This window comes from Acinetobacter amyesii, from assembly GCF_023499985.1.
Taxonomy (GTDB): domain Bacteria; phylum Pseudomonadota; class Gammaproteobacteria; order Pseudomonadales; family Moraxellaceae; genus Acinetobacter; species Acinetobacter amyesii.
Genome location: NZ_JAMCOU010000039.1, coordinates 205,462 through 232,391, shown reverse-complemented (window position 1 = coordinate 232,391; position 26,930 = coordinate 205,462). Strand labels below are relative to the sequence as shown.

At 41.7% G+C, this 26,930-nt stretch carries 24 protein-coding genes, 4 tRNA genes and 1 riboswitch; of the genes, 16 read left to right on the top strand and 12 right to left on the bottom strand.

Annotated features, from left to right (window positions below; all coding sequences use genetic code 11):
- Positions 1–4: 4 nt before the first annotated feature.
- The 3 genes from M5F03_RS16310 to M5F03_RS16300 form a co-directional block, all read right to left on the bottom strand.
- Complete coding sequence (locus M5F03_RS16310) at positions 5–625, bottom strand: NUDIX domain-containing protein (RefSeq protein WP_111884865.1); 621 nt, start codon at positions 623–625, stop codon at positions 5–7.
- Positions 626–701: 76 nt separating this feature from the next.
- Positions 702–2,597, bottom strand: a complete 1,896-nt coding sequence (gene thiC / locus M5F03_RS16305; protein WP_078189435.1) for a phosphomethylpyrimidine synthase ThiC — start codon at positions 2,595–2,597, stop codon at positions 702–704.
- Between the two features lie 116 nt (positions 2,598–2,713).
- Positions 2,714–2,840: riboswitch (TPP riboswitch) on the bottom strand.
- Between the two features lie 102 nt (positions 2,841–2,942).
- Positions 2,943–3,911 (bottom strand): hypothetical protein, encoded by a 969-nt coding sequence (locus tag M5F03_RS16300; protein ID WP_249708907.1) that lies wholly within the window; start codon positions 3,909–3,911, stop codon positions 2,943–2,945.
- Positions 3,912–4,243: 332 nt separating this feature from the next.
- Between M5F03_RS16300 and abuO the strand changes: the two genes are divergently transcribed.
- On the top strand, positions 4,244–5,599 hold the full coding sequence (gene abuO, locus M5F03_RS16295; protein WP_180116046.1) for a multidrug efflux outer membrane protein AbuO: 1,356 nt from the start codon (positions 4,244–4,246) through the stop codon (positions 5,597–5,599).
- Between the two features lie 83 nt (positions 5,600–5,682).
- Positions 5,683–6,399, top strand: coding sequence for a phosphate signaling complex protein PhoU (gene phoU, locus M5F03_RS16290; protein WP_078189433.1), 717 nt, complete (start codon positions 5,683–5,685; stop codon positions 6,397–6,399).
- Positions 6,400–6,456: 57 nt separating this feature from the next.
- Here the strand turns inward: phoU and M5F03_RS16285 are convergent, their stop codons facing one another.
- Positions 6,457–8,253, bottom strand: a complete 1,797-nt coding sequence (locus tag M5F03_RS16285) for an ABC transporter ATP-binding protein (protein ID WP_078189432.1) — start codon at positions 8,251–8,253, stop codon at positions 6,457–6,459.
- 172 nt (positions 8,254–8,425) lie between these two features.
- Between M5F03_RS16285 and M5F03_RS16280 the strand changes: the two genes are divergently transcribed.
- Positions 8,426–9,052 carry an alpha-ketoglutarate-dependent dioxygenase AlkB family protein gene (locus M5F03_RS16280; RefSeq protein ID WP_249708906.1) on the top strand — a complete coding sequence of 209 codons (627 nt, stop codon included), beginning with the start codon at positions 8,426–8,428 and terminating at the stop codon, positions 9,050–9,052.
- A 230-nt stretch (positions 9,053–9,282) separates the two neighbouring features.
- Here M5F03_RS16280 and M5F03_RS16275 read toward each other — a convergent pair whose 3' ends face one another.
- Positions 9,283–10,059: an IclR family transcriptional regulator gene (locus M5F03_RS16275; protein ID WP_249708905.1), complete on the bottom strand. Its 777-nt coding sequence runs from the start codon at positions 10,057–10,059 to the stop codon at positions 9,283–9,285.
- 463 nt (positions 10,060–10,522) lie between these two features.
- Here M5F03_RS16275 and M5F03_RS16270 point away from each other — a divergent pair, with 463 nt between their 5' ends.
- Genes M5F03_RS16270 through M5F03_RS16260 form a run of 3 tightly spaced genes read left to right on the top strand, consistent with a single transcriptional unit; the run spans position 10,523 to position 13,860 of the window.
- The gene (locus M5F03_RS16270; protein ID WP_249708904.1) at positions 10,523–12,622 is read left to right on the top strand and encodes an FUSC family protein; all 2,100 of its coding nucleotides are present in this window, start codon (positions 10,523–10,525) and stop codon (positions 12,620–12,622) included.
- Entirely contained in the window at positions 12,615–12,821 is a 207-nt protein-coding gene (locus tag M5F03_RS16265) for a DUF1656 domain-containing protein (RefSeq protein WP_078192571.1), read from the top strand. Before M5F03_RS16270 ends, M5F03_RS16265 begins: the two co-directional genes overlap by 8 nt.
- Before the next feature lie 34 nt (positions 12,822–12,855).
- Complete coding sequence (locus M5F03_RS16260) at positions 12,856–13,860, top strand: HlyD family secretion protein (RefSeq protein ID WP_249708901.1); 1,005 nt, start codon at positions 12,856–12,858, stop codon at positions 13,858–13,860.
- A 105-nt stretch (positions 13,861–13,965) separates the two neighbouring features.
- Here the strand turns inward: M5F03_RS16260 and ruvX are convergent, their stop codons facing one another.
- Positions 13,966–14,409 (bottom strand): Holliday junction resolvase RuvX, encoded by a 444-nt coding sequence (gene ruvX / locus M5F03_RS16255; protein WP_078192570.1) that lies wholly within the window; start codon positions 14,407–14,409, stop codon positions 13,966–13,968.
- Positions 14,402–14,956, bottom strand: a complete 555-nt coding sequence (locus M5F03_RS16250; protein ID WP_078189425.1) for a YqgE/AlgH family protein — start codon at positions 14,954–14,956, stop codon at positions 14,402–14,404. The genes ruvX and M5F03_RS16250 overlap by 8 nt, the downstream gene beginning before the upstream one ends.
- Before the next feature lie 308 nt (positions 14,957–15,264).
- On the opposite strand from M5F03_RS16250, the gene M5F03_RS16245 reads away from it, so the two are divergent.
- Entirely contained in the window at positions 15,265–15,990 is a 726-nt protein-coding gene (locus M5F03_RS16245; protein ID WP_249708899.1) for a hypothetical protein, read from the top strand.
- A gap of 61 nt (positions 15,991–16,051) precedes the next feature.
- On the opposite strand, the gene recN is transcribed toward M5F03_RS16245, so the two are convergent.
- Positions 16,052–17,713, bottom strand: coding sequence for a DNA repair protein RecN (gene recN / locus M5F03_RS16240; RefSeq protein ID WP_249708897.1), 1,662 nt, complete (start codon positions 17,711–17,713; stop codon positions 16,052–16,054).
- 601 nt (positions 17,714–18,314) lie between these two features.
- Between recN and ppnP the strand changes: the two genes are divergently transcribed.
- The 3 genes from ppnP to M5F03_RS16225 all read left to right on the top strand — a co-directional run bounded on the left by ppnP (position 18,315) and on the right by M5F03_RS16225 (position 20,502).
- Positions 18,315–18,638 carry a pyrimidine/purine nucleoside phosphorylase gene (gene ppnP, locus M5F03_RS16235; protein ID WP_067763086.1) on the top strand — a complete coding sequence of 108 codons (324 nt, stop codon included), beginning with the start codon at positions 18,315–18,317 and terminating at the stop codon, positions 18,636–18,638.
- A gap of 176 nt (positions 18,639–18,814) precedes the next feature.
- The gene (gene rlmB / locus M5F03_RS16230) at positions 18,815–19,573 is read left to right on the top strand and encodes a 23S rRNA (guanosine(2251)-2'-O)-methyltransferase RlmB (RefSeq protein WP_180106790.1); all 759 of its coding nucleotides are present in this window, start codon (positions 18,815–18,817) and stop codon (positions 19,571–19,573) included.
- A gap of 8 nt (positions 19,574–19,581) precedes the next feature.
- Positions 19,582–20,502 carry a DMT family transporter gene (locus tag M5F03_RS16225; RefSeq protein WP_372491165.1) on the top strand — a complete coding sequence of 307 codons (921 nt, stop codon included), beginning with the start codon at positions 19,582–19,584 and terminating at the stop codon, positions 20,500–20,502.
- A gap of 14 nt (positions 20,503–20,516) precedes the next feature.
- Here M5F03_RS16225 and coaE read toward each other — a convergent pair whose 3' ends face one another.
- The 4 genes from coaE to pilB are packed head-to-tail and all read right to left on the bottom strand — an operon-like array spanning position 20,517 to position 24,956.
- Complete coding sequence (gene coaE, locus M5F03_RS16220; RefSeq protein WP_249708896.1) at positions 20,517–21,119, bottom strand: dephospho-CoA kinase; 603 nt, start codon at positions 21,117–21,119, stop codon at positions 20,517–20,519.
- A 9-nt stretch (positions 21,120–21,128) separates the two neighbouring features.
- On the bottom strand, positions 21,129–21,989 hold the full coding sequence (locus M5F03_RS16215; protein WP_249708894.1) for a prepilin peptidase: 861 nt from the start codon (positions 21,987–21,989) through the stop codon (positions 21,129–21,131).
- Complete coding sequence (locus M5F03_RS16210) at positions 21,989–23,215, bottom strand: type II secretion system F family protein (RefSeq protein ID WP_180077152.1); 1,227 nt, start codon at positions 23,213–23,215, stop codon at positions 21,989–21,991. Before M5F03_RS16210 ends, M5F03_RS16215 begins: the two co-directional genes overlap by 1 nt.
- 31 nt (positions 23,216–23,246) lie before the next feature.
- A complete protein-coding gene (pilB, locus tag M5F03_RS16205) occupies positions 23,247–24,956 on the bottom strand; it encodes a type IV-A pilus assembly ATPase PilB (protein ID WP_249708893.1) in 1,710 nt (569 codons plus the stop codon).
- Positions 24,957–25,231: 275 nt separating this feature from the next.
- On the opposite strand from pilB, the gene tpiA reads away from it, so the two are divergent.
- The 6 genes from tpiA (at position 25,232) to M5F03_RS16175 (ending at position 26,913) form a co-directional block, all read left to right on the top strand.
- Positions 25,232–26,023: a triose-phosphate isomerase gene (gene tpiA, locus M5F03_RS16200; RefSeq protein WP_249708891.1), complete on the top strand. Its 792-nt coding sequence runs from the start codon at positions 25,232–25,234 to the stop codon at positions 26,021–26,023.
- Between the two features lie 13 nt (positions 26,024–26,036).
- Positions 26,037–26,366, top strand: coding sequence for a preprotein translocase subunit SecG (gene secG / locus M5F03_RS16195; protein ID WP_078192560.1), 330 nt, complete (start codon positions 26,037–26,039; stop codon positions 26,364–26,366).
- A gap of 52 nt (positions 26,367–26,418) precedes the next feature.
- Positions 26,419–26,503: transfer RNA gene (locus tag M5F03_RS16190), tRNA-Leu, on the top strand.
- Between the two features lie 48 nt (positions 26,504–26,551).
- Positions 26,552–26,628 (top strand) — tRNA-Met (locus M5F03_RS16185).
- A gap of 73 nt (positions 26,629–26,701) precedes the next feature.
- A tRNA-Met gene (locus tag M5F03_RS16180) sits at positions 26,702–26,778 on the top strand.
- 58 nt (positions 26,779–26,836) lie between these two features.
- Positions 26,837–26,913 (top strand) — tRNA-Met (locus tag M5F03_RS16175).
- Positions 26,914–26,930 lie beyond the last annotated feature (17 nt).

Sequence of the window (26,930 nt, the reverse complement as noted above, 5' to 3'; positions counted from 1 at the left end):
CCCCTTAGACATTCCTTGTAGTATGTATTTGTTGTTGTAACCATTGCAAGGCCATAATGACAGGTGCGTTTTTTAGCCGACCATTGGTTAATAATTCAGGAATATCAGCATAGTTTAAGATATGCAATTGAATATTTTCTCCTTCATCAGGCATGCCAAAGACTCCGCCATGTTCAGGAAGTTCAGCTTCAGCACTATAAAGGTGGAATAATTCAGCACAGGCACCTGCAGAGGGATAAAAACTAAATAAATGCTGTAGTGCATCTAATTCACAGCCTGATTCTTCCAAACTTTCACGGCGGATACAGCTTTCAGCAGATTCATCACCATCGAGCACGCCGGCAATGATCTCTAGTTGCCATGGCGAAGTTTCATCATCAATCGCCCCAATGCGGAATTGTTCAATTAATGCAAATTTTTGTTGTTGATGACTATAGATCAGCACACCTGCTGCTTCAGGACGATGAATCAATTCACGCTGAATGGTTGGAATCATGCTGTCTTGATGGAATAAGCGGTGTCGAAGCTGAACTTTTTCAACTTGAATAAAGCCTTTATAAAGATGTTCACGCCCTTCAATGCTGTAATCTTTTTTGTTATATGTGGCCTGTTTAATAATATTCATAAGCGCTAATTAGGATGAAATCTTCCATTTCATCCTAACCGAGATTTTGTTGAATACAAAAGATTTTTTTTAAGATTTACACTTTGTGGTACAACTTTTGACCATGTTCATGATAGGCCGCTTTCATGCTTTGTAAACCTGTTTCAATTTCAGGATTAGATTCTGAAGAAAGCTGCATATCTTGCTGATTTTTTGCATAATCTCTCACATTTTGTGTGATTTTCATCGAGCAAAATTTAGGTCCACACATCGAACAAAAATGGGCTGATTTATGTGCTTCTTTCGGCATAGTTTCATCATGCATGCTACGCGCTGTATCAGGGTCTAAGCTCAGATTAAATTGGTCTTCCCAGCGGAATTCAAAGCGTGCTTTGGATAATGCATTATCACGAGCCTGCGCACCGGGATGACCTTTGGCAAGGTCTGCGGCATGGGCTGCAATTTTGTAGGTGATAATGCCATCTTTGACGTCTTTTTTATCTGGTAGACCAAGATGCTCTTTCGGGGTCACATAACACAGCATCGCGGTGCCATACCAACCAATCATTGCCGCACCAATCGCAGAGGTAATGTGGTCATAGCCCGGGGCAATATCGGTGGTGAGTGGTCCAAGCGTATAGAAAGGCGCTTCTTTGCAAACCTCGAGTTGTAGATCCATATTTTCTTTGATCATGTGCATTGGTACATGGCCTGGGCCTTCAATCATGACTTGTACATCATGTTCCCATGCACGGTGAGTCAATTCACCTAAGGTGCGTAATTCACTAAATTGGGCTTCATCGTTGGCATCTTGAATACACCCCGGACGTAAACCATCACCTAAACTGAATGACACATCATAGGCTTTCATGATTTCGCAGATTTCATCAAAATGCGTATACAGGAAGTTTTCTTCATGATGCGCTAAGCACCACTGCGCCATGATGGATCCGCCACGTGACACAATCCCTGTTAAACGGTTGGCGGTGAGTGGAACATAACGAAGCAGTACGCCTGCGTGAATCGTAAAATAATCGACACCTTGCTCGGCTTGTTCAATCAGTGTGTCTTTGAAAATTTCCCAGGTTAAGTCCTCTGCGACACCATCAACTTTTTCTAAAGCTTGGTAAATCGGCACGGTGCCAATCGGTACAGGGGAGTTGCGAATAATCCATTCGCGGGTTTCATGGATATTTTTACCTGTCGATAAATCCATGATGGTGTCAGCGCCCCAACGAGTTGCCCAAGTCATTTTTGCCACTTCTTCATCGATGCTTGAACCAAGTGCTGAGTTACCAATGTTGGCATTGATTTTCACCAAGAAGTTACGACCAATAATCATCGGTTCACATTCAGGGTGGTTAATGTTGGCAGGGATAATGGCACGACCTTCAGCCACTTCTTGACGTACAAATTCTGGGGTGATTTCAGTTAAATTGCGTGCGCCAAAATTTTGACCGGCATGTTGGCGCATATCAACACCTTCACGCTGGCGCTGATTTTCACGAATCGCAATGTATTCCATTTCAGGGGTGATGATGCCTTGTTTGGCATAGTGCATTTGAGACACATTGTGTCCACGACGAGCGCGACGGGGTTTTGAAATATGCGCAAAACGAATCTCTGCAGTGCGGATGTCTCGAAGACGCTCTTGTCCAAATTTTGAAGTCAAGGTATCGAGTATTTCCGTATCATTACGTGACTCAATCCAAGATTCACGGACATTGGGCAGGCCTTGATTCAGGTCAATTTGAATATTGGGGTCGGTATAAGCACCAGAGGTGTCATAGACCATAATCGGTAGATTTTTTTCTCCACCCAGACCTGTAGGCGTATCTGTAAGACTGATCTCACGCATTGGTACGCGAATATCTGGACGTGAGCCTTGGATATAGACTTTCTTTGACGCTGGGAGAATTCGAGTGAGATCTTTAGCATCTTGTTCATGTTGAGCAGCGCGATCTGAAGCGGTGAGATTCGTTAATTGGTTCATTGCAATGATCCTTATGAATGACATCAACGAATCAAGCACGACCAAAAACGTGGCAGTTTATCTGATGGATTCACCTGAAAATAAAGGCGTAAAACCAAGAGATAAGAAGGGCTTAAGTTTTTAGATGGCTTGATTCCTACGCAGGTATTAACCTGATCAGGTTCAACGGTACTCATCCTTAAATTTAGCGAACTAAATTTAGATGATCTCAGCAGGAAATTACCTGCGCTCCGTCAAGCTTTGTGCGGATATTAGCATGAAGGCTGTTTTAAAACAGTGTTATTTTTCATCGATTTTGCAGTGCAGAATTTTGGCTAGGCACATATGCAATTGAACTTGCATTGGCTAAGTAGAGGACTGATTTACACAGATGGCGTCACTAAAACAGTCTTTCTTATAATGCGGATCAGGATTGCGGACACCAATTAAATTCAACAGCTGCGCTTCTGATCGCTGATTAGATGCAGCAGCATTTTGATCTAATAATTTTAAAAATAAACGCGCCTGATCTGCCAATTTGGAGTTTTTTAATTGAGCCAAGCGTTCAATTTCTTCTAAAGAACTGGCTTGAATACTGAGGCGGTCTGAAAAATCATTAGAAACGGGACTATGTGCCGAACCAATAAATAACAACTGGCTATATTGATATAGCAATTGTTGTGCATCTTTTTTGTAGGGGCTATCTGGATATTGTTTCAGATAGTCTTCCCAAAAAATAGCACGTGTTGCAATCTCTTGCGGCTCAATGGCTAAACTTTGTTGCAGCAAGGCAGGTTGTGCATTTTGTTCAGCCAGTTTTTCAATAAAGACCTGCTCAGGTTCTTCCATATAAGGCGCAAAAATTTTGGCTAAATATTCAGGACTTCGGCGATAGCGTAATTGTCCTTCACCTGCATCGAACAATTCTACATAGGCTTGGCCTTTATGTTTCAGTAAATACTGATCTCGGGCGGTGAGCTGCTCATAATGATTTTGTTGAATTGTGGGATGCTGAGCCATATCAAAGGCAAATTGTTCGAACGCCATTTGCTGTTGAGCCGTACGTTCAACATGTAAAAAGTTACGATACATTTGATTGGACAAGCGTAGTAATTTTTTTTGTTCGTCCGCTTTTAACAGCGGTAAGCAGACTTTGAGATCTTGGTTGATTTGTTCTAAAGCGAAAGTTGTGCGTTGATCGTCTATTTCCAGCATGTTTTTTTCAAGTTTTTGGCACAGCAAAGACAAATCGACTGCTTCTTTTTGAACAGTCTTATTGTTGGGAAACTCTGGTGCAGGTTGTGGTTCAGGCTGTTGTTGGCATCCATTCAACATACTGAAACATAAAAACATTACACTAAACTTTGCAGGCAGCTGAAAAAATTTTGACACAGGAACTCGATGCGCTATAGAAGTGGTATTGTCCGATGGAATGTCGACTATTTTATAGATGAAACACGTGCAATATGTGTACTATTGTACAGTTCTTTGTTATAGCGTTGTGAGTAGTGTCCGAAAACGACTGAAATTATCCGGTTTTGTCGCATTTGATATAAAAAATTAATAAAAATCATACGGAAATTTGCAAGGATATGATTAGTATCTGCTTAGTTTTAGGCTTGAATATTCAATCTCGGGTATTTGAATATTAGGGATTTACAAAAAAAATGAACAAAAAAGTTGTGGTGGGTCTTTGTTTGCTTTTCACGAGTCAATGGGCGTGTGCGCTAGACCTTGTGCAAGCTTATGAACGTGCAAAACAAGAAGACCCCAATTGGCAAGCCAATAAACTACAATATGAAGCGGATAAATTGAATTTGGGGATTGCCAATGGGAACTTACTTCCAACGGTAACAATCTCCGGAAATGTGACCCGAAAAAATCAAAATTCCAACCAAAGCGGCGCTCAAGCCGGGCTGATCATGCCAGACAGCACCACAACAAGACAAATTGCGCTCACTGCTCGTCAGCCCATTTTTCGTTGGGATGCATGGGAAGGGCTGAAGCAAGTCAAGACCTCGATTAATTTAAGTGAAATCAATCTGCGGATTCAAAAACAAGATCATATTTTAAATGTCTCTGAAGCTTATTTTAATGTCCTACGTCAGCAAGCATTGACGGTTGCCAACTTACAAGAAGAACAGGCGCTATCGGAACAGCTGCGCATGATGAATGCTAAATTAAAAGAAGGTTTGGTGGCAAAAAGTGATGTCAGTGAAGCCAATGCACAATATCAAAATGCTCGGGCCAACCGCATGGCGACTAATGTTCAATTGGTTTTGGCGCAGGAACAATTACAACAGTTGATTGGGCCATATCGAGAAAATTTGGCGGTGTTACGTGAAGATTTTCAGTTTGAAAAACCGATTCCAAACAATGTACAAGCCTGGGAAGAACTGGCTCAGGAGCAGAACCTAGGCATTTTACAAGCGCGTATGCAACAACGTTATGCGGAAGATGGCAAACGCGTCGAAAAAGCTGCCTTATATCCTCAGATTGAAGCTGTAGGGACCTATGGTTATAACAAGCAAAGTCCACAATCCATCATGTCGCAAGATGGTCAATTTGATCAGGTGGGGATTGAAATGAACTGGAATGTGTTTAATGGTGGACGGACACAGAAATCCATTAAGCAAGCGGCGATCAATGTTGAAAAAAGCCAAGCACAGGTGGATGCAGCGATTCGAAAAGCACAAACCGATGTAAAAAAATCTTATATGCAAGTCGAAACGGATCAAAGTAAATTACAGGCACGTAAAGCCGCGATGGATTCTTCCGCGCAAGTGTCTTTGGCGTCACAAGCTCAGTACCAAGAAGGTCTGAAAACTATGGTTGATGTGCTACTGGCACAGCGTAATGCCTTTTCAGCCCGTCAAGATTATTTAAATTCCAAGTACGATTATTTAATACATGTATTACAACTCAAAGCCTCCGTTGGGAAATTAACGGAAGCTGATTTAGTGGAAATGAATGCATGGTTGGTCGATCAGAAAAATCAGCCATCGATCCTACTAAAGAAATAATCCATGGTCATAAAAGTTTCACAATCAATATGCTTTAATATGGCACTAAAATCTGCCGATTCACGTTGTAGTGGAGACTCGCTTTGCCTAATAATCCTGTTTTAAACCATCATATTTCTTCGCAATTCAATGAAGAATTGCAGGATGTGCATACCAAATTTATGACCATGGGTGGTTTGGTGGAGCAGCAGGTTGCAAATGCCATTCATGCCTTATTGGATACGGATGCAACGATGGCGATCGATGTTCAATTTCAAGACAATACGGTGAACCGTATGGAAACTGAAATTGATGAAGCGCTTACCCTGATTTTGGCGCGTCGTCATCCTGCTGCGATTGATCTACGCATGGTGATTGCGATGTCGAAAGCCAACACCGATTTAGAACGGATTGGTGATGAAGCGGCAAAAATTGCCCGTATTGCACAAAGTTTGTGTGAAGAAGGTGGTTCACCGCGTGGCTATATGGAAACACGGCATATTGGCAACCAAGTTCGCGTGATGATTCATGATGCGCTCGATGCCTTTGCACGTTTGGATGTAGATCAGGCTTTACGTGTCCTTTTGGCCGATGCTGATATTGACCGCGAGTACCAATCGGCAACCCGTACCCTCATGACGTATATGATAGAAGATCCACGCCACATTACTCGGGTGATGAATGTACTTTGGGTGCTACGTTCACTTGAACGTATTGGTGACCATGCTCGAAATATTTCTGAACAAGTGATTTATATGGTGAAAGGTCTAGATGTCCGTCACACCAGTGTTGAAGAAATTGAGCAAAAAGTTCAGCGTTAATGGATTAGCATCAAGATGAACGAAGCCCATCAAACGATGGGCTTTTTTCGGTCTAAATTAACTATGTGTTTCTTCGTCTTCTTCAAAAGTACGGGCAATTTTGTCAATATTTAAACTTTTCGCCATCGCATCGAAGATTTGCTTATAGGCACCTTCTTGATGGTACAAATCATGATGCTCCCCGTGTTCTACGATTTGTCCATCTTTCATGACGTAGGTGTAATCGGCATCGATAATTTGCGACAAACTATGCGAAATCATGATAACTGTACGCCCTTGCTTAATTTGATCCAGACTATTTTTAATTTGTTCAGCCGCGATAGCATCTAAACTTGCAGTCGGTTCATCCAAGAAAATAATCGGCGGATTTTTCAGGAACATACGTGCCAAGGCAATGCGCTGTTGCTGTCCACCTGAAAGCAGTAAGGCATCTGCTTCATAGGCATGTGGCAGTTTTAAAATCTGATCATGGATCGAGGCTTTCCGTGCTGCATCGAAGACTTCTTGCTCTGTAGCTGTACTTTTGCCATAGCGAATATTTTCAAAAATTGAACCTGGAAAAATATGATTTTTTTGCAATACCAAACCAATATTTTCACGTAAATACTGTGTATCAATCTGTTCTAAATCGATGCCATCGAGTTTGATATTGCCCGCTTGAGGATGATAAAACTTATCCAGTAAGCTAATTAATGTCGATTTACCAGCGCCAGATAAACCAACCAAGGCGGTAATTTTATTTGGTTGGATGGTCATATTGATACGGTGTAATGCCTGAAAACCATTGGGATAACTAAAGTCGACATTGCTCAATTCAAATTGACCTTGAATCGGAGGCTGGGCAGTGCCACTGGTTTCAATTTCATGATCCGCTTCTAAGATGTTAAAGAAGCTTTCTGAATAAATCATCGCAGAGTTAATTTCATCATAGATACGATGCAGCGAGCGAATCGGGGCAGAGACGTTATTAAATAACAACACGTGATACATAATCATCCCGATACTCATTTGCCCATCCAAAACAAAATAGGCCGTCAGAATGATGATCAGCACTACACCGACTTGTTCAATAAAGGTTTTGAGTCCGTCAAAGATATAACTGGTTTGCCGTGTCTGCATTTGGTTTTCAGTCAGTGACTTTTGCAGATTTAATTGCTTTTTCGATTCGACGGCTTCTTTGTTAAAAGATTTAATTACCGTTATCGAATTGATAATACTCAGAATACCCTGATTTTTCTTTTCAAAATTATCGCGTAGGGCACGGCGTTTGCCTGCCAGTTTTTGTGATTGTTTGAAAGTTAGCCAAAAATAAATCGGCACAATAATTGTGGCCACCACGCCAACCCAAACATTGGCATAATACATTAAGCCCAGTGCAATAATAGCACTGGTAAATAGCGGTAAAATATCAATAAAAAAGATTTGAACCAGTCGTGTGAGCGAGCTAACCCCCCGATCAATTCGAGTTTGGAGTTTGCCTGCTTGGTTGTCTTGTTGATCGAAGAATGCCAATCGATAGGTGATAAATTTTTCAATAATGCCTTGGGACAAATCCTGAGAAATTAAAATACGTAATTTTTCACCAAACGATTTTTGTCCAAATTGCACGATGGCATTGATGACTTCTTTTCCCAGTAAAACTACGGTGATGGTGATTAATATATGCCAACCATTGGCTAGACCGAGGCCTTGCTGTAAAAGCTGATTGATGCTGTCTACGGCATATTTGAGTGTCAGGGCATTCACCTGTGCCGTGAGTGAGCCAATTAAGGTCAAGATCAGCGTCACGACCACCAGCCAGCGGTATGGCTGTACGAATGGACGTAATTTTTGGAAAAGCTGCCACAGGTTCATAAGCAATTATTTTTATTGTGAATATGAGCTTTAGTCTAAGACTGAAAATTCTATGCGACAAGTAATGACAATGTTTTGATTTGTGACGAGAGTTTTTCGGCTAAGATATTTTTTAAATGTGCTCACGACATCAGCATCACGCTGCTGTGCCAAACAGTGTTGAGTTGAACCGATGAATTTTGAATTATTTACGCCTGAACCGCATGCAAATCTGTTGCCCTATGATGGTGAAGTTGAAGATTATGGATTGATCTTCAATGCTGAAGACAGTGAAAAATATTTACGCTATTTCCTCACGCAGTTGGCTTGGCAGCATGATGAAGTCATTTTGCATGGACAGTATTTTCAAACGGAACGAAAAGTGGTTTGGTATGGAGATGCTCATTATGAGTATCACTATTCAGGCATGCAAAAGCAGGCATTGATCTGGAATCCAGCTTTACTGCGCTTAAAGCAACATATTGAGCAACGGGTGGGTCAGACGTTTAATTCCTGTTTGGCCAATTTATACGAAAATGGTACGCAAGCGGTGGGGTGGCATAGTGATGATGAGCCATCTTTGCTTTCACCCACACAGCAGGTGGTGATCGCATCTTTGAGTTTTGGTGCAAGCCGAAAGTTTTGCTTTAAACATAAAAGCACTCAAGAGAAAGTACAGCTTTTACTGCAAAGTGGACAGTTGATTGTGATGCGTGGGCAAACCCAACGGTATTGGAAACATGCCCTAATGAAGTCGATGAAAGTGACCGAGCCGAGGGTGAATTTAACCTTTCGTTATTTCTATGATCAACAGCCGTAAAAAAAGCCCATATCTAGATGAGCTTTTTTCTTTCTCTGAGGAAGAGTATAGCGACAATCAACTGAAATCATGGAACACATGGTTGAGATGACTGCTAAAGAACAATAATCATATTATGATAATTTATCTAATATTTATAATTAATAAATTCAATTAATAATATTAATTTATCAGATTAATTAAATATTATCTTTACAACATCGCATCAGTTGTGCGCAATCTGATCAGATTTAAATGGCGTCCGATTCTTCCATCATACTGCTGTATTTTTTCTCAATACGCGCTGTACAGTCTTGCATCATTTCTACGACTTTTTGAAAATTCATAAATTCAAAACGATTTTTAGACGCCAATAGGGTCAAAGCAAGCGGGGATTCTTTACTGGAAAATTTAATCGGAATCGATAAGCTCGACATATTCGGGTCAACTTCACCATTGGAAAAATAATAACCCTGCTTTTTAATCTTTTTCATTTGCAGCATAAATTCTTCTTCATTATGCGCAAAACCAACTTGAGATAACTCGTCCGCAAAACGGTGGTAATAATCTAAAATCCGTTGCTTAGGTAACTGCGACAAAATCACTTTAGACGATGAGCCTTTGTACATTGGACGTGGGCTACCTCGACCATATGCCAAGGCTGCATAGTCTTTATAAAGTTCATGATGTACATCAATGCAAGAGTCGATATTCAGATGCGTCAATAAGCAACAAGACTCTGTGCGTTCCACAATTTCTTTCATGAAGGGAATGCTAATTTGCACCAATGGATCGGTGGTGCGAGAAATAAAATCAAGCACAGCAATTTTTGAACCCAGTGTGTAATCGCCAGAAGTCCCACTGAGGCGCTGCAATAATTCAGCAGAAACCAGTTCTTTTAAATAGCGATAGCTCGTTGGTTTAGATAAGCCTAATTCTTCACTAATAATGTCGACATTGATGATGGGACGAGCAACTGAAAATAAGTCGAGTACGGTGAGAATTTTACCAAAACTGGAAAGCGCCATAAGAACCTGCTTGGTCACAATAAAAATGAATCGTTAAGTTACTTTATAACAAATTGCTCGGCCTGATGTTGCGCTTTTCTACATTGAAAATGAAACAAATCTGAAATATCACAGGGTTTCTTGGGTTATTCTGATAAAAGCATAATAAAAAATTGAAATACGCATTTAAAATATAGGTAAATTATCAAAATAAGATATTAATATTGACTTTAATTTGTTTTTTTATCAAAATTGTCGTGAAAATATCCTATATTGAATAAATATTGCCCATTCTTTCGATGCGCAGGCAATGTTGCACACTACTTTTTGTATTCAAATGGTTTGAAACACGATTTGAATCGCTTCTTTACTTATTGAAATTTCTAGTCATTCCTGTGCCGTGATACAGGTTGTGCTGTCGAATGTTTAAGCATTCGATACGAGGCCGTTTTCACTAAAAAGAAGCAAACCGATGAGATCAATCATGCTGCTGACGAAACAAATACTCGCTTTTCGACCCAATAAAATGGACTGGATTTTTGCGACCAAAACGTTCATCGCGGGCATGTTGGCATTGTATGTGGCCTTTGTACTGAATTTGGCTTATCCGATTTGGGCGATTGGCACCGTTTTCGTAATCGCGAATCCATATTCAGGCATGACGTCTTCAAAAAGTTTATATCGTGTATTAGGGACGTTCTTAGGGGCGGCTGTGTCACTGGTGGCACTGCCACATCTCATCCATATGCCAGTACTGTTTACGGTGTTTTTGGCGGTTTGGGTTGGGTTTTGCCTGTATTTGTCACTGCTAGACCGTACGCCTCGTAGTTATGTTTCCATGTTGGCGGGTTATACCACGGTCATTATCTGTTTTAACGTGGTGTATTTTATTGATACCGCTTCGATCTTCGATATGGCCTTGGGGCGTTTTCTGGAAATTACGGTGGGTGTGGTCTGTAGTGCCATCGTGACCACGACGTTATTTCCAATGCATATTGGTCCTGCGGTTGAAACACGCGTGAGCAAAACCTTTGCCGATACCAAAGAAATATTTGATCAGATTTTATTAGAGCCTGCCGAACTAGAAAATTATTCAAAAAATCTCGGCAATATTGCACGAGATATCGCGGATATACATGTCATGGCGGTGCATTTGTCTTATGAAAAATCAACCTTAAAAGGCATGACACGTCCGTTGCAGGAAATCTTGCATCAGTTGAGTTTGTTGGTCAGTAACTTGGTGGCCATGTCTGAGCGGATGAAACAATTAGACGGTCTGGACACACATTATCGGACGGCACTCAAGCAAGCTCATGAACATATTGCCGCGTTTTTATTAGATCAACATCAGATTGAGGAAAGTGAACTTAATCAATTGCCTGAACAGTTTGAGCAAGATTTTCAACAGATTCAGGCACAGGCATTGCCATCACAACAGGTGATTTTGGGCAGTCTAAAAATGGATATTCGCCATTTTATTCAGAATATTCGTGCGATTCGTCTGCTTTGGCAGCGGGTACAACAAGGCGACTCCACTTTACCAGCTACACTGACTGCCTTGGGCAATAGTCATTATCCGACTTTGCACCGAGATGCGGGGGTTGCCATTCGTGGCGGGGTGTCTGCGTGTCTGATTATTTTAATTTCCACGGGTTTTTGGATCGTTAGTGGTTGGAAAGCTGGATTTATGATGGCTGAAATGGCTGCGATCAGTGCCTGTATTTTAACGGCAATGGATAATCCTGTTCCTGCATTGAAAATGTTTATTCGCGCGAATATGTATGCAGCGGTCGTGGTATTTATCTACGCCTATGGCATTTTCCCGCATGTGACCGCCTTTTGGCAGTTGATCGTGGTGTTAGCACCGTTTGTGATGTTCTGTCTGATGTTGTTTTTACATCCACCTTTGATTGGAATTAGCTTGCCATTACTGATGGGGGCGATTATGGGACTGAATATTCAAAACCGCTTTAGCCTTGATCAGGTGTTTTTCTTTGATGCATCGATTGGGACGGTTTTGGGACCCATTATTTCGGTGTTTATTATTCATTTAGTGCGTGCAATGTCACCAGATATGACGGCCCAACGCATCCTTTCTCAGCATTATAAGGCACTGCGTCAGGCTTTATATCTGCCGTACGGCTTACCGTTTCGGGTGCATTTACGCAGTATGTTGGACCGAATCGGCATCCTAAACAGCAAAATGGTGCAATCAGGAAATTTGAAACAACAGATCGAGTGGGCTTTGGTGGAAGCCAGTGCGGTGATTGATTTGACCCGCTTACAAGAACTGATGAATAAACTCGATCCGAATGATGCACTGGTCGGTAAACTCGAAGAGTTACAACAAGATTTAGATGACTATTTTCGGGCCATGGAACAAGGGCAAAAGAATGTCTTTATGAGCTTGAAACAGCAAATTGTAGAGCGAGTTCAACGATTGAATCAGGCCGTTCAGGGTGTGGAAAACGACGATGTTATGCATCGAATTCAGTATTCACTGAACAATATTCAAAGCAGTTTGTGTCATGTCCTAACACAGCAGACTCCAAATCATTTACAGGTCGAGGCACAACATGGGTGAGCTAAATGTGTATGGCGTCTATGTGCCCATTCTATTGATTCAAGCGGTATTGGCCTATCTGTTATTGCGGATCATCATGCGTTTGCTTGACCGATGGATGGCGCAAGATTGGGTGCCGATGCCCAATATTTTTTATTTGGGTGTATTTGTGATGTTGCTTTGGCTGGTGCATGAAATCTTTATTTTCTGCCAGTTCTAAGCCCCTAAAAAAATGAAATGATTGAGGTAATCGTATGACCAATTTTAATGTCCGAAAATATGTTCGGCCTGTATTGTTGATAATCGTGCTATGCGGCGCATTACTTGCGCTGAAACATATTTGGGACTATTACAATTCGGAACCATGGACGCGTGATGGACGGGTACGTGGTGACGTGATTCAAGTGTCATCGGATGTTTCAGGTTTAATCACAGACGTTTTAGTTCAAGACAACCAACAAGTGAAAAAAGGCCAAGTGTTATTTCGTATAGATGTGGCACGTCAAGCGTTGGATGTTGAGCAAGCCAAATCTGACTTGGCGAAAGCCAAAGCAGGACTCGCAGGGGCTGAAGCACAGCTTGCTGAAGCCAAAGCGAATTTAGTGAAGTCGCAAGCCAATATTAATCTTGCAGATAAAAATGCAAATCGTTATGCAAGTTTGATGGACGGTGCGATTTCAAAACAAGAACAAGATCAAATGTTTGCAGTACGTGATCAATCACATGCAGAGCATGAGCAAACTCAGGCAGCGATTGAACAAGCCAAAGCCAGTGTGGTGCAGCAAAAAGCCCTAATTGAAGCGGCCAATAGCAGTTTACATTTGGCAGAATTGAATTTAAAACGTTCGGAAGTGGTTGCACCGACTGATGGAACATTGTCTAACTTTGAACTCAAAGCAGGGAATTACGTCAAAGTAGGCCAAGCCGTAGCGGCCTTAATTGACCGTCAACAATTGTATGTTGTGGGATATTTTGAAGAAACCAAACTGGATAAAATCTATGTTGGCGCACCGGCAACAATCCAACTGATGGGAAGTTCTGAAGTTTATAAAGGTCATGTACAAGGCGTTGCAACAGGGATTGAAGACCGTGAACGTACCTCGACTGATGGCTTACTGGCCAATGTCAATCCAACCTTTAGTTGGGTCCGTTTGGCACAGCGTGTACCAGTGAAAATTGTACTGGATGAAGTACCGCATGATCAGTTGGCTTTTGTCGCGGGTCGAACCACCACGATTCATATTGTGGATAAAAACTAAGTTATCCCCAATCATTTCATTTGCGCAGCATTGAGTGATCAATCTTGCGCATAAAAAAGCATCCTCTTTTGGATGCTTTTTTATTTGCCTGTTTGTTGAAAGCGCTTAAGGTTTCAGTCCAACTGGATTTCGATACCAACTTTCAATAAACAATGCTGCAGCAAGGCTGTCGGCAGAAAGATTCTTCGCACGGCCTTGGGCTTGATAATGATCTAATTCATCACGCGCTTCACGTGTCGTTAAGCGTTCATCGACCATCAAGGTTTCAATATTGGTTTGGTGGCGAAGGCGTCGTGCAAATTTACGCGCACGTGTGGAGAGTTCAGATTCGCTATCATCCATATTGAGCGGTAGACCCACGATGAACAAATCCGGCTGATACTGTTTCACAATCTTGAGTAGATTATCCCAATTGGGAATGCCATCTTTCATGGGAAAGAGTGGCAGGGGATTTGCACTTTCAATCAGGGCTTGTCCCACAGCCATTCCTGTTTTTTGTGTGCCAAAGTCAAAGGCCATAATCATTTGATATTGTGGTAAATCAGGCATGTCCAATCTCAGATGATAACCACATGCGGTCTACGCCCATTTTTTTATAGGCAGCATCCCAGCGGTCGTCATAAGGTAAGTTAAATATTAAATCCATGTCTGAGTCACAAATGAGCCAATCACCCCGAGCAATTTCTTCTTCTAATTGGCTTTTACCCCAACTGGCATATCCTAGAGCCACCTGATAACGACCAACACCTTCATTGTGTGCAATCGCATCTAAAATATCTTTAGACGTGGTAATGCAGACATTTTCACCTACAGCAATAGACGAATGCCATGTCGGTTGACCGGTATGAAGAACAAAACCTGCCTCTGGGCGCAAAGGACCACCTTGCAACACTTCATGAGGATGCACATTATCTGCCTCAATTTCCAAATCATTCAATAGTTCTTTGATCTGCAAGCCCGAAGGACGATTAATAATGATGCCTTGAGCGCCATCTTCATCATGTCGCGCCAAATAAATCACCGTATTGGCAAAGAATTCATCGTTCATTTCGGGTGGAGCAATCAGGCAGCGGTGTGTGAGGTATTGTTTAGTCACCTAATGGCTTCTCCTTATTGGGGTAAGTTTCATTCTTGGGGGGAATTGCATTCGAATAACGTTGTATTTATCAACATACTAGACTCACAAGTTTTCAACAATGAGTTTTTCTGCAAATTTAATATTTGTCATGCTCGACCAGTGAGGGACATGCTAAAAATCTTCATCGTGCAGGCGGGTCTGCAATGTGGTGAATTGTGAAGCGATGATTGGTGATTTGAACAACAGCAGTACAAAAGTGAGGAGAAGATATACGTGATGGATGACTGAGATTGCTTAAAATAGCAGGATAAACTGAGGGTAAAACAATGACACATTATTCAAAAATAATAGGGATGGCACTCTGTGTAAGCCTACCTATTTCAGGCTTTGCAGGAAGCGCTGACTTACAAAAACATGAATCTCAGGTGATTAAAAAATATAAAAACTTAAATTTTTATGAGGTCAATGAAGCGATAGAACGTGAAATTGTGGATGTCATTGCGGCAGATCCGAGCAGTTTTCACTACGGATTTACGCAACTCGAAAAGCAAGGTTTTGTTCATGTGCAATATTCACCAGATAAAAAACTTAAATTTTATAGTTTTGATGTGTCTGGCGGAGGCACCATGGGGGAGTGGAGCAGCTATGTGCAATATGCAACGGGAAAAACGCAACATTTAGATCAATTTGACTCAGGCTATATCAATCAAATTTTGCCGGTCAACATCCAAAATAAAACTGTATATTTGGTGAAGAGTTATTATAAAGGTGATAATTGCAGTGGACTACATCATCTAAGAGCTGTTGAAGTTGGACCAAAACAGTTACTTAAATCTTATGTATTTCAAACTAAGCAAAAGAAACTAGATCAAATCTCGGTAGATTATGACTGCCATTATGAAACCGATCGTCGTAGCGGTAATGAATATCTCAAAATCAGTCCGAAACACGTGGATGTTATGTTACTCAATCAACAACATCAGCCGCAGTATAAATATTTACGCTATAGCTTAGGCTCGAAAGCCTTTGTGTATCAGGGGATTGTCAAATAGTGTATTTAAGAAAAAAGCCTGTGTACTTTGAATGCACAGGCTTTTTTGAAAGCATCAAAAATTAACTATGTTGAAATTTTAATTGTCGCAACTGTTTTGCGTGTTGTAAGGTCGTTTGACTAATCTCCACACCACCAGTCATTCGAGCCAGCTCTTGGATCCGATCATCTTCTTCTAATTCGATAATGGTACTGCTTGCAGGATCCGTTTGACGTTTTTTCACCAAGAGATGTTGGTCAGATTGTGCTGCAACTTGCGCTTGATGCGTGATACATAGAATTTGCACATGTTGCGCAAGGTCTGCCAATAAACGCCCCACAATTTCCGCTGTACCCCCACTGATCCCAACATCAATTTCATCAAAGACTAACACTTCGGATTCGGTTTTTTCAGCATTCATCACTTGCATGACTAAGGCAATACGAGATAATTCACCACCCGATGCCACGCGTGCTAGAGGCTGAGCAGGAATCCCTTTATTTGCGGTGAACAGTAGTTGAATAAAGCTCAAACCTTCACTTGAAGCTTGTTCAAGCGGTTCAAATTTAAATTCAAAATGAGCCTCTGGGAGCGCGAGCTGCTTCACTTGTTCGGTCAACTGCTTCGCCAATGGGGTAGACGCTTCACGACGAATATCATCCAAATGCTGTGCTTTAGTTAAAAAGTCTTGATGAGACACTTCCACTTGTTCTGCCAACGTTTCAGGATCTTCCAGCTGATGCAGTTGCTCTAACTCAAGTTGCCATGCTTCGTATTCTTGTTTTAAATCTTCAGGCTGAGTACGATATTTACGCGCTAAGCGATGAAAAACTTCCAGTTTGGTATTTAATTCGTCCATACGTTCAGGATCAAAACTTTGACGATCAATAAACTGACGTAAATTTGCGGTGGCATCTTCAATTTCACTTTGAGCGTTCAGCAGCGACGTATAAATTTCAGAAAGTTGTTCACTACGTCCTGCATGTGATTCAATCCGACGAATGATCGCGCCCATTTCTTGATTGATATTTTGCTCGGCGTCATCGAGGGCATTTAGACCATAGCTACAATCTTGCATGATATGTTCATGATGACTGAGACGGTCAAATTCTTGCTCAATTTCTTTGTAGTCCGTTTGCACAACGTCTTCAAGTTCTTCCAATTGAAGTTCAAGCGTTTCTATCCGTTGCTTACGTGTGGCTTGGGCGTCGAGTGCTGCTTGGTGCTGACGAATGTCCTTTTGCCATTTGCTATAAGCATCACGCACGGCTTGAGCAGGCTGATAGAAATTATAATAACGATCCAGCCAATGCTTTGGATAGGGCGGTTCCAAGAGTTGTTGTTGGCTGTGTTGGCTATAGAGTTGTACCAATAAGCGGCCAATTTCTTTTAATTCGGATAAGCTGCTCGGACGTCCATTAATCCATGCTTTGCTGCGACCTGTTGCAAAAATCACGCGACGTAAATGAATTTCCCCAGACTCATCATCCAGCTCATGTTCTTTGAGCCAAAGCGCTTCAGGACTGTGCTCTTGGTAGCTAAAGGTCGCTGTCACATCGGCTTTGTCTGATCCATAGCGCACATAGTTGGTGTCTGTTCGTTCACCTAAACATGCTGATAGTGCGTCTAGCAGCAAAGATTTACCTGCACCCGTTTCACCCGTCAGGACATTAAAGCCTTGTTCAATGTCGATGGCTAAATGGTCGGCTAATGCAAAATTGATCAGAGTTAAATGTGTCAGCATACACGCATCCGAGCTGCGAAAAGTTCTAGTTAAAGATAATTAAGTTTTGTTTTGGTCACAAGATAAGTTTTATTTTAAGATGACGAAAAACCTCATAATTCTATCCTAAATTTCAGTTTAATAAGAAATTAGTTTCGTATCTGCCGTAAGCACGCAGTGTAGTGATGCAAAGAGTAAATGATCTTGCATAACGTGAGCTTAAACCATCCAACATTTTGCTAAGTTCTCACAAAACACGTTTGTGTATGTATTCTTGTATTTAATCTAACGTGTTATTGCCTTAAAACGTCATGATTTGGTCTCTTAAATCCGTCCATATAATTCATTATCCATGTATATATCTGTGAAATGATTTTGCAGCGTTTCAATAGACCCTAACTAGGACTTTAGTGGATGAAATAAAAAAAGTATTTTGTACAAAAGTACAGTATGTTTTAGATTCTCAATGTCAAGGTAGTGAGATGGTATTGGGACATATCCACTTCTCAGATTTTTGTAATTATCTATCTCAAAGTTTTCAACACTGATTGATTAGTTTTTGCAGCACAATTAAACTACTTCAATCAAAATATTATAAATATGCTTTATCTGGAGAAAACGCATGTCAGCACAGTTTGATCATGTATCAGTCATCAAAAAATCAAATGTTTATTTTGGCGGTCTATGTATCAGCCACACTGTGCAATTTGAAGATGGAACCAAGAAAACACTGGGTGTGTTGCTTCCAACTGAACAAGCGCTGACTTTTGAAACCCATGTACCTGAACGTATGGAAATTATTTCAGGTGAATGCCGTGTTCAAATTGCTGATAGCGAAGAAAGCGAACTATTCCGTGCGGGTCAATCGTTCTACGTGCCAGGTAATAGCCGATTTAAAATTGAAACAGATGAAGTCTTGGATTATGTGTGCCACTTAGAAGGCTAATAATTCAATCCATTTAGGCACAGTTTTTTAACCTCAAATCGGTTAAACTATGTGTCATAGCATAAATCCTGTAAAGCTTGCTTTGCAGGATTTTTCTTTTTGATAACCTAAGCTGTGCGCTGGGTGATCATACCCTGTTTAAAAGTTTATCGAAGTTTGCAAATTAGAGGTCGTTCATGGCGAAACCGGAATATTATTATGGCGTTCATTCAGTGGAGTCATTACTGGAACTTGAGCCAGAACGCGTATTAACTTTATTTGCGTTAAAAGGACGTGATGATCAGCGTTTAAAACGTATTTTTGAGTTGGCAGAACCGTTTGGTGTTAGCATTCAAAAAGCTAGCCGTGATAGTTTGGAAAAACTTGCGGGACAACCGTTCCATCAAGGTGTGGTCGCGGCTGTACGCCCCCATCCAGTCTTAAACGAAAAAGATTTAGAGGCTTTATTACAAGCCAATCCCAATGCGTTGCTATTGGCTTTAGATCATATTACAGACCCACATAACCTTGGTGCATGTATCCGTACAGCGGCAGCTATGGGCGTTGAAGCCGTGATTGCACCGCGTGATCGTTCAGCGACGCTTACCCCAACAGCCCGCAAAGTTGCTGCTGGTGGTGCTGAAAAAGTGAAGTTTATTCAGGTGACCAACTTGGCGCGTACATTGGCTCAAATCAAAGACGACTTTAATGTACGCGTGGTCGGCACCATGCTAGATGAAAAAGCGTTGCCGATTCAAAAATTTGACTTCACTGGTACGGGTGTATGTGTGGTGATGGGCGCTGAAGATACAGGTTTGCGTCCTATTACGCAGGCGCAATGTGATCAAACTGTTTACATTCCAATGGCTGGTAACTTGCAAAGCTTAAATGTCAGTGTCGCAACCGGTATGGCATTGTATGAAGCATGTCGTCAACGTAACAATGAATTGAAATAGAAGTGATGATGTCTCCCCAAAAGCAAGGTTATTTATATGTTTTCATTACCATGTGTATTTGGGGTGGATTCACCTTAACGGCGCGTTTAAGCGCCAATTGGGGAATCAGTGCTTGGGACATTACTGCACTTCGGTTTGCTTTGGCATTTTGCATCTTAATGCCAATTTTGATTTATAAAAAAGATACGGCTTTTTTATGGAAGAAAGAGCCTTTTATCCTCGCCATGCTCGGCGGGGTGACCTATTGTTTAACAGCCTATAGCGCATTTCATTATGCTCCTGCGGCCCATGCTGCAATTTTTCTCAATGGTTGTATTCCCTTATGTACAGCCATAGCCGCGTTTCTGATCTTCAAACAGCCGATCGATAAGCATACGTGGATCAGTGTGGTGATTATGGTCTCTGCCATTAGCTTAATGAGCTATTTAATGTACGTCGAGACTGGTGTGGCATTTGGTTTAGGTGATTTGCTATTTTTTATCAGTGCCATTTGGTGGGGGATATTTACGGTATTGCTTAAGCAATGGAGGCTCTCTGCTTGGCATGCCATGGCGGGGGTTGCGGTTTGGTCTGCCGTGGTATTCGTGCCTATTTATCTACTATTTTTCCCTAAACATTGGTCTGACCCAGAGCCATTGCAACTCATTGGACAAGTTATCTTTCACGGTATTTTTGTGGTGATTATTGCGACTTTAACGTATGTAGAGGCGATCAAGCGCCTGGGTGCATTTAAAGCCGGAAGTATCGTAACTTTGGCACCTTTTATTGCTGCAATTTTAGCGGTACCGCTGCTGAATGAACCCTTAAGTTTTGCAATTGTGTGTGGATTGGTCGGGATGGGGATTGGAGCGATTCAACCGTGGAAATGGTTGGGACGAAAGGACAGTCTAGAGCAGCAACTCGAACAACAAAAAAAGCAGTCTGAGTAAGACTGCTTTTTTATTTAGCTTTTTTCAGCGTGCGCTAAGTACTTGAGATGCAACGGCCGAAGCTGTGCATAAAGATGATCTAAATGACCATCATTCAGCACGACATCATCTGCAATTTTTTGCTTTTCCTGTCTTGGCATTTGTACTTGAATAATTTTTTGGATTTGTTCGATAGTTTGACCATCGCGCTGTGATGCACGCTGAATTTGCAATTGTTCCGTGGCATCAATCAGCAAGGTGTGATTGGTCAATTCATGTTGATTGGTTTCAAATAACAGTGGTGAAACCAAGATGACATAGGGGCTAGTGGCTTCGTTTAATTGTTGGATAATGGACTGGCGTATTGCAGGATGGGTAATGGCTTCAAGTGTTTGACGTGCTGTAGGATCTTTAAAGATATGCTCACGTAATGCACGCCGATTTAACTCACCATTCGCAAGTAAAACCCAATCACCAAATTGTTGTTGAATCTGAATCAGTGCGGGTTGCCCCGGTTCGACAACCTCGCGAGCAACGATATCAGCATCGACGACTTGAATGCCTTGGAGTTCAAACCAATTGCTTGCAGCAGATTTACCGCTACCAATACCACCTGTTAAACCCAAGACAAATGTCATACAACGACCTTACTGACCCAAATAAATTTTCATAATTTGATCACCCCATAAAAAGGCGATCCATCCGGCGATGGCAATATAGGGACCAAATGCAAAAGGTTGGTTTTCTTTACGGACTTTGAGCAAAATAATGCCAATGATTGCACCCACCAGTGAAGAGAGTAATACAATCAGTGGAAGCAGGAAAGGGCCCATCCACGCACCCAAGGCAGCTAATAGCTTAAAGTCACCATAGCCCATACCTTCTTTGCCAGTGATGATTTTAAATAAATAGTAAACAATCCATAGGCATAAGAACCCGATGATATACCCCCAAATGGCTGAGGTTGCAGAGGTATAAATGGCATAGCTATTCACGCCAAGCCCGAGTGCAGCCAAAGGAAGGGTATAGCGGTCAGGTAAAAGTTGGGTGTCAAAGTCAATAAATGTTAAGGCAATCAATACATAAGTCAGCACCAAACCAAACAGCATCTGGATGGTTGGACCAAAAACTGCAACAACAATCAGCGCACAGATCATGGTGAGTAATTCGATCAGTGGATAACGGCTACTGATCGGGTTTTTGCAACTTCCACATTTTCCGCGTAACACGATCCAACTGATGACTGGAATGTTTTGATACCAACGAATGGGCGTTTTGCATTTTGGGCAGGTTGAAGCAGGTGTGCTCAGTGTGATCTTTGTTTCGTCAATAATCGGTTGATCCGGATGTAAAAACAGTTGGCAATCCGTACGCCATTCTTGTTCCATCATCTTTGGTGTGCGGTAAATTACCACATTCAAAAAACTACCGATGCAAAGACTAAAAATCCCAATTGCGATATATAACGCAATTGGGGTATTAATTAAATATGTTATTAATTCTTGCATTAAACCACAGAACCCATTTGGAAGATTGGAAGATACATTGCAATCACAAGACCACCAACGAGGACACCTAGTACCGCCATAATCAAGGGTTCCATCATCGAAGTTAAGCCATCTACGGCATTATCCACTTCATTTTCATAATGCGTTGCCACTTTGTCTAGCATAGCATCCAAGGCACCGGATTCTTCACCAATAGCCACCATTTGAATCGCCATAGATGGGAATTTATCGGTGACACGCATCGCAAACTGCAGCTGTTGACCAGTCGCCACATCTTCACGAATTTTCATGACCGCTGTTTCATAGACCACGTTGTTGGTTGCACCTGCGGTTGATTCAAGCGCATCGATTAAGGGTACACCCGCGGCAAATGTGGTTGCCAAGGTACGGCTATAGCGGGCAATAATTGCTTTATAAACCAAATCCCCAAAAATTGGTGCTTTGAGTGCAGCTTTGTCTAAGAAGTCTCTGAAAGCTTTGCTACGTTTTTTTGCTTCCATGAAACCAGCAATCAAAGCGCCAATTCCAATGATGAGGAAGAACCAATATTTTTGCATCCATTCCGACATGTTAACTACCATTTTGGTAAAGGCAGGTAGGTCTGCACCAAATGATGAAAACAAGTCTTGGAATACGGGAACTACTTTTACCATCAAAATGATTGTCACAATAACAGCGACAACAATTACCGCTGCTGGGTATTTCATGGCTTTTTTAATTTTTTGCTTAAGCAATTCACTTTTTTCTTTGTAAATTGCAACACGGTCTAACATGGTTTCAAGTGCACCCGATTGTTCACCTGATTCAACTAATGAGCAAAATAGGTTGTCGAAATACTGCGGATATTTACGGAGTGCACCAGCAAATGTATTGCCACCTTCAACTTCACCTTTAATCCCCAAGACCACTTCACGCATGGCTGGGTTTTCTAAGCCTTCCGCCACGATTTCGAACCCCTGAACGAGCGGTACACCGGCTTTCATCATGGTTGCAAGTTGGCGCGTGAATACCGTGATATCCAAAGTGGATACTTTCTTTTTCATCAAGCCTTCGAGAATGTTTTTACGTTTTTCTCGAATGGTTTTAATGGTGATGCCTTGCTTACGTAAAGTGACTTTAGCTAAAGCCATATTACGCGAAGGCATTTCCCCTTTGATTTTCGCCCCTTTGCGATCCACGCCTTCATAACTGAAGGTTGGCATCATCTGCGCTTTTTTTACAGCCATGAATTTATCCTTATTTTAAATACTAATTCACTTACTCACTGGTCACACGATTGACTTCTTGAAGTGAAGTCACCCCCTGCATGACCTTAATTAAGCCTGAACGGCGTAAATTGTTGAAACCTGCTTGATTTGAAGCTTCGGCAATTTGTAAGGCATTGCCGTCTTCCATAATAATTCTTGAAATTTCAGGTGTCACTTTCATGACTTCGTAAATACCCACACGACCTTTATAGCCTTCACGGCATTCGGCACAACCCACAGGCTGGTATATTTGGAATTCTGGTGTATTTAAATCATCTTCGGTAAAACCAAGCTCCAATAGACTTTGTTTTGGTACGTCTACTGTTTCTTTACATAGTGAACATAGGCGACGTGCAAGTCGCTGCGCAATGACAAGGTTCACGGATGTCGCGATGTTAAATGAAGGCACGCCCATATTGCGTAAGCGTGTCAGTGTTTCAGGTGCACTATTGGTATGCAGTGTAGACATCACCATGTGACCTGTTTGAGCCGCTTTAATTGCAATTTCAGCCGTTTCTAAATCTCGAATCTCACCGACCATCACAATATCAGGGTCTTGACGTAAGAATGATTTTAAGGCTGCAGAGAAGGTGAGGCCGACTTTATTATTTACGTTGACCTGATTGATCCCTTCTAAGTTAATTTCCACGGGATCTTCGGCCGTTGAAATGTTGGTATCTTCACGGTTGAGAATATTTAAACCTGTATATAGAGATACGGTTTTACCGGAACCCGTTGGACCGGTAATGAGCAGCATGCCTTGTGGTTTTTCTAAAGCTTGCATGAACAGTTCTTTTTGATCAGGTTCATAACCCAACGCATCAATCCCTAGCATCGCACTAGATGGATCAAGGATACGTAGAACAAGTTTTTCACCAAACAATGTTGGTAAAGAGTTCACACGGAAGTCGATAGCTTTGTTCTTTGACAGCTTTAACTTGATACGACCGTCTTGAGGTATACGCTTTTCCGAGATGTCCATTTGTGACATGACTTTTAAACGCGAAGCAAGTCGAGTCGCGAGCTGCAAGGGCGGATTTGTAATTGTTCTTAACACGCCATCGACACGGTAGCGGACGCGATAGGTTTTTTCGTAGGGTTCAAAATGTAAGTCAGATGCACCCATACGAATTGCGTCGACTAGCAGCTTATTGATGTATTTAACAATTGGAGCTTCATCCCCCGTTGCCTCATCTTCATCTTCTTTCGTTGGATCAATAGTTTCCTGTTCTAAATCAAGATCAAAGTCATCATCAAAGTCAAAAGTACTTTCTTCAGCAAAGTTCTGTTCAATTAACTTTTCAAGTTTGTCATGTTCAACAATAACTGTTTCGGTATTCAGCTTACTACCAAATCGAATGGCATCCACTGCTTCAATATTGGTGGGGTTACTGATCGCAACGAATAATAAATTGCCATGTTTAAAAATAGGCAAAATACGATGCTTGGTAATGAGTTTATCTTCAAATTCATCACGTATAATTAAAGACGTATCATAAGTTGAAATATCAAAAACCGGTTCACCGAACTCTATCGAAATGGTTTCTGCGATCAGGCGTGCTGAAAGGCGATATTCCTGAATCAAATGCGGCACGATATCTTGATGAGCCTTTTTTGAATTTTGCAGCGCTGCTTGCATTTTTTCGGCAGACAGATGCCCTTCGTCAACTAAGCGACGAATAAACCCCGTAAATCTTGAAGAACCTTGAACTGCTGTCATGCTTTTACTTGCCTATGCTTCAGTCTGTTTATAATTGGTATAGCAAAATTATACTTTTGTTGCACAAAAATACCATATCTTAAAGTGTTGTCACTAGCTAAGAATTGGTAAAAAGCATGAACCAGTCCTTAAATCTGCTTAATTTTTTTACAGAAAAGTGAAGATCTTGGAATGACTGGTGTGCTTCGAAGATGCAAATGTGTTGAAATTTATCTTCAAAATTATGAATTACGTGTAGAATGTGCCCGATTTCATCTTTGTCATGTGGGATAAATATGTCGGGTTCGACGATTACGCCTTGGGTAGTGGGTAACTGGAAAATGAACCCATTGCAAGCCGATGCTGGCGCACTTCTTAAGAATTTTAAGCAATTATTAGATGAACAAAATATTGCTGAATCGGCATGTCATATTGGGGTTGCACCAACAGCTATTGCTCTGACCACGGTGCAAAATGAATTAACACAAGCTAGCCGTAACATCATAACCGTTGCACAAGACGTTTCTCGCGTTGCAGGTACAGGTGCATATACGGGTGAACTCAGTGCTGAGCTATTAAAAGATTATGGTGTTGAGTTTGTACTGATTGGTCATTCGGAACGCCGTGAAATATTCGCTGATCAACCGCATATCATTAATGAAAAAGTAAAAAATGCATTAAACGCAGGTTTGACTGTGATTTATTGTGTGGGTGAAAGCTTAGAACAACGTGAAAGCGGCCAAGCAGAACAGATTGTGTTACAACAAATATGTGATATTGCTGCTGTTGTGCAAGCAGAGCAGTGGAAACAAATTGTGGTAGCTTATGAGCCAATTTGGGCCATTGGCACAGGTAAAACAGCGTCACCTGAAGATGCGCAAGCGATGCACGCTAAAATTCGTGAAGGTTTAAGCCAAATCACCCCAATGGGACTTCATACTGCGATTCTTTATGGTGGTAGTGTAAAACCTGAAAATGCAGTAGAGTTGGCAGCCTGTCCGGATATCAATGGTGCGCTGGTCGGTGGTGCATCATTAAATGCAGAGTCGTTTTATAAAATTGCTCAAGCATTTGCAAATACAAAATAATTAGGAGTTCAGCATGCATACGTTTGTGCTGGTGGTACATATTATCTTAGCGATTTTAATGATCGTGCTGATTTTAGTTCAGCATGGTAAAGGCGCAGATGCGGGTGCATCTTTTGGTGGCGGCGGTGCTGCAACTGTATTTGGTGCATCGGGTTCGGGTAACTTTATGACCCGTTTGACTGCGATTTTAACGGCTTTGTTCTTCGTTACGAGCTTGACACTTGCTGTGTTTGCAAAGAAACAAACGACAGATGCTTATAGTCTGAATGCGATTTCTTCAGTACCGACTGCGCCTGCAAAATCGGCTGAAACTTCGCCAACTGCACCAAAAAGCGCTGAATAATTTATTTAGAGCTTTCTTTTTTGACGTGTTGCGACTAGAATGCGTCACAGCTGCGGTGGTGGTGGAATTGGTAGACACGCTACCTTGAGGTGGTAGTGCTTTCGGGCGTGGGGGTTCAAGTCCCCCCTTCCGCACCAACTTATAATCCAGAATATAAGTTGGTGTATGCAGCAAAACTCTGTTGATGCGGGATGGAGCAGTCTGGTAGCTCGTCGGGCTCATAACCCGAAGGTCGTTGGTTCAAATCCAGCTCCCGCTACCAATCAATTCTATTTTTAAGATGCAAACTTTTAAATGGACAGCTTTTAAAGCTGAGAAAACTATTTGCATATTGATGCGGGGTGGAGCAGTCTGGTAGCTCGTCGGGCTCATAACCCGAAGGTCGTTGGTTCAAATCCAGCCCCCGCTACCAATCTTATATAGCACACAATCTATATAAGCAGTTTATCTGAAAGTCATTGTGATGTTGATGCGGGATGGAGCAGTCTGGTAGCTCGTCGGGCTCATAACCCGAAGGTCGTTGGTTCAAATCCAGCTCCCGCTACCAATCCTCTGAGATGCAAC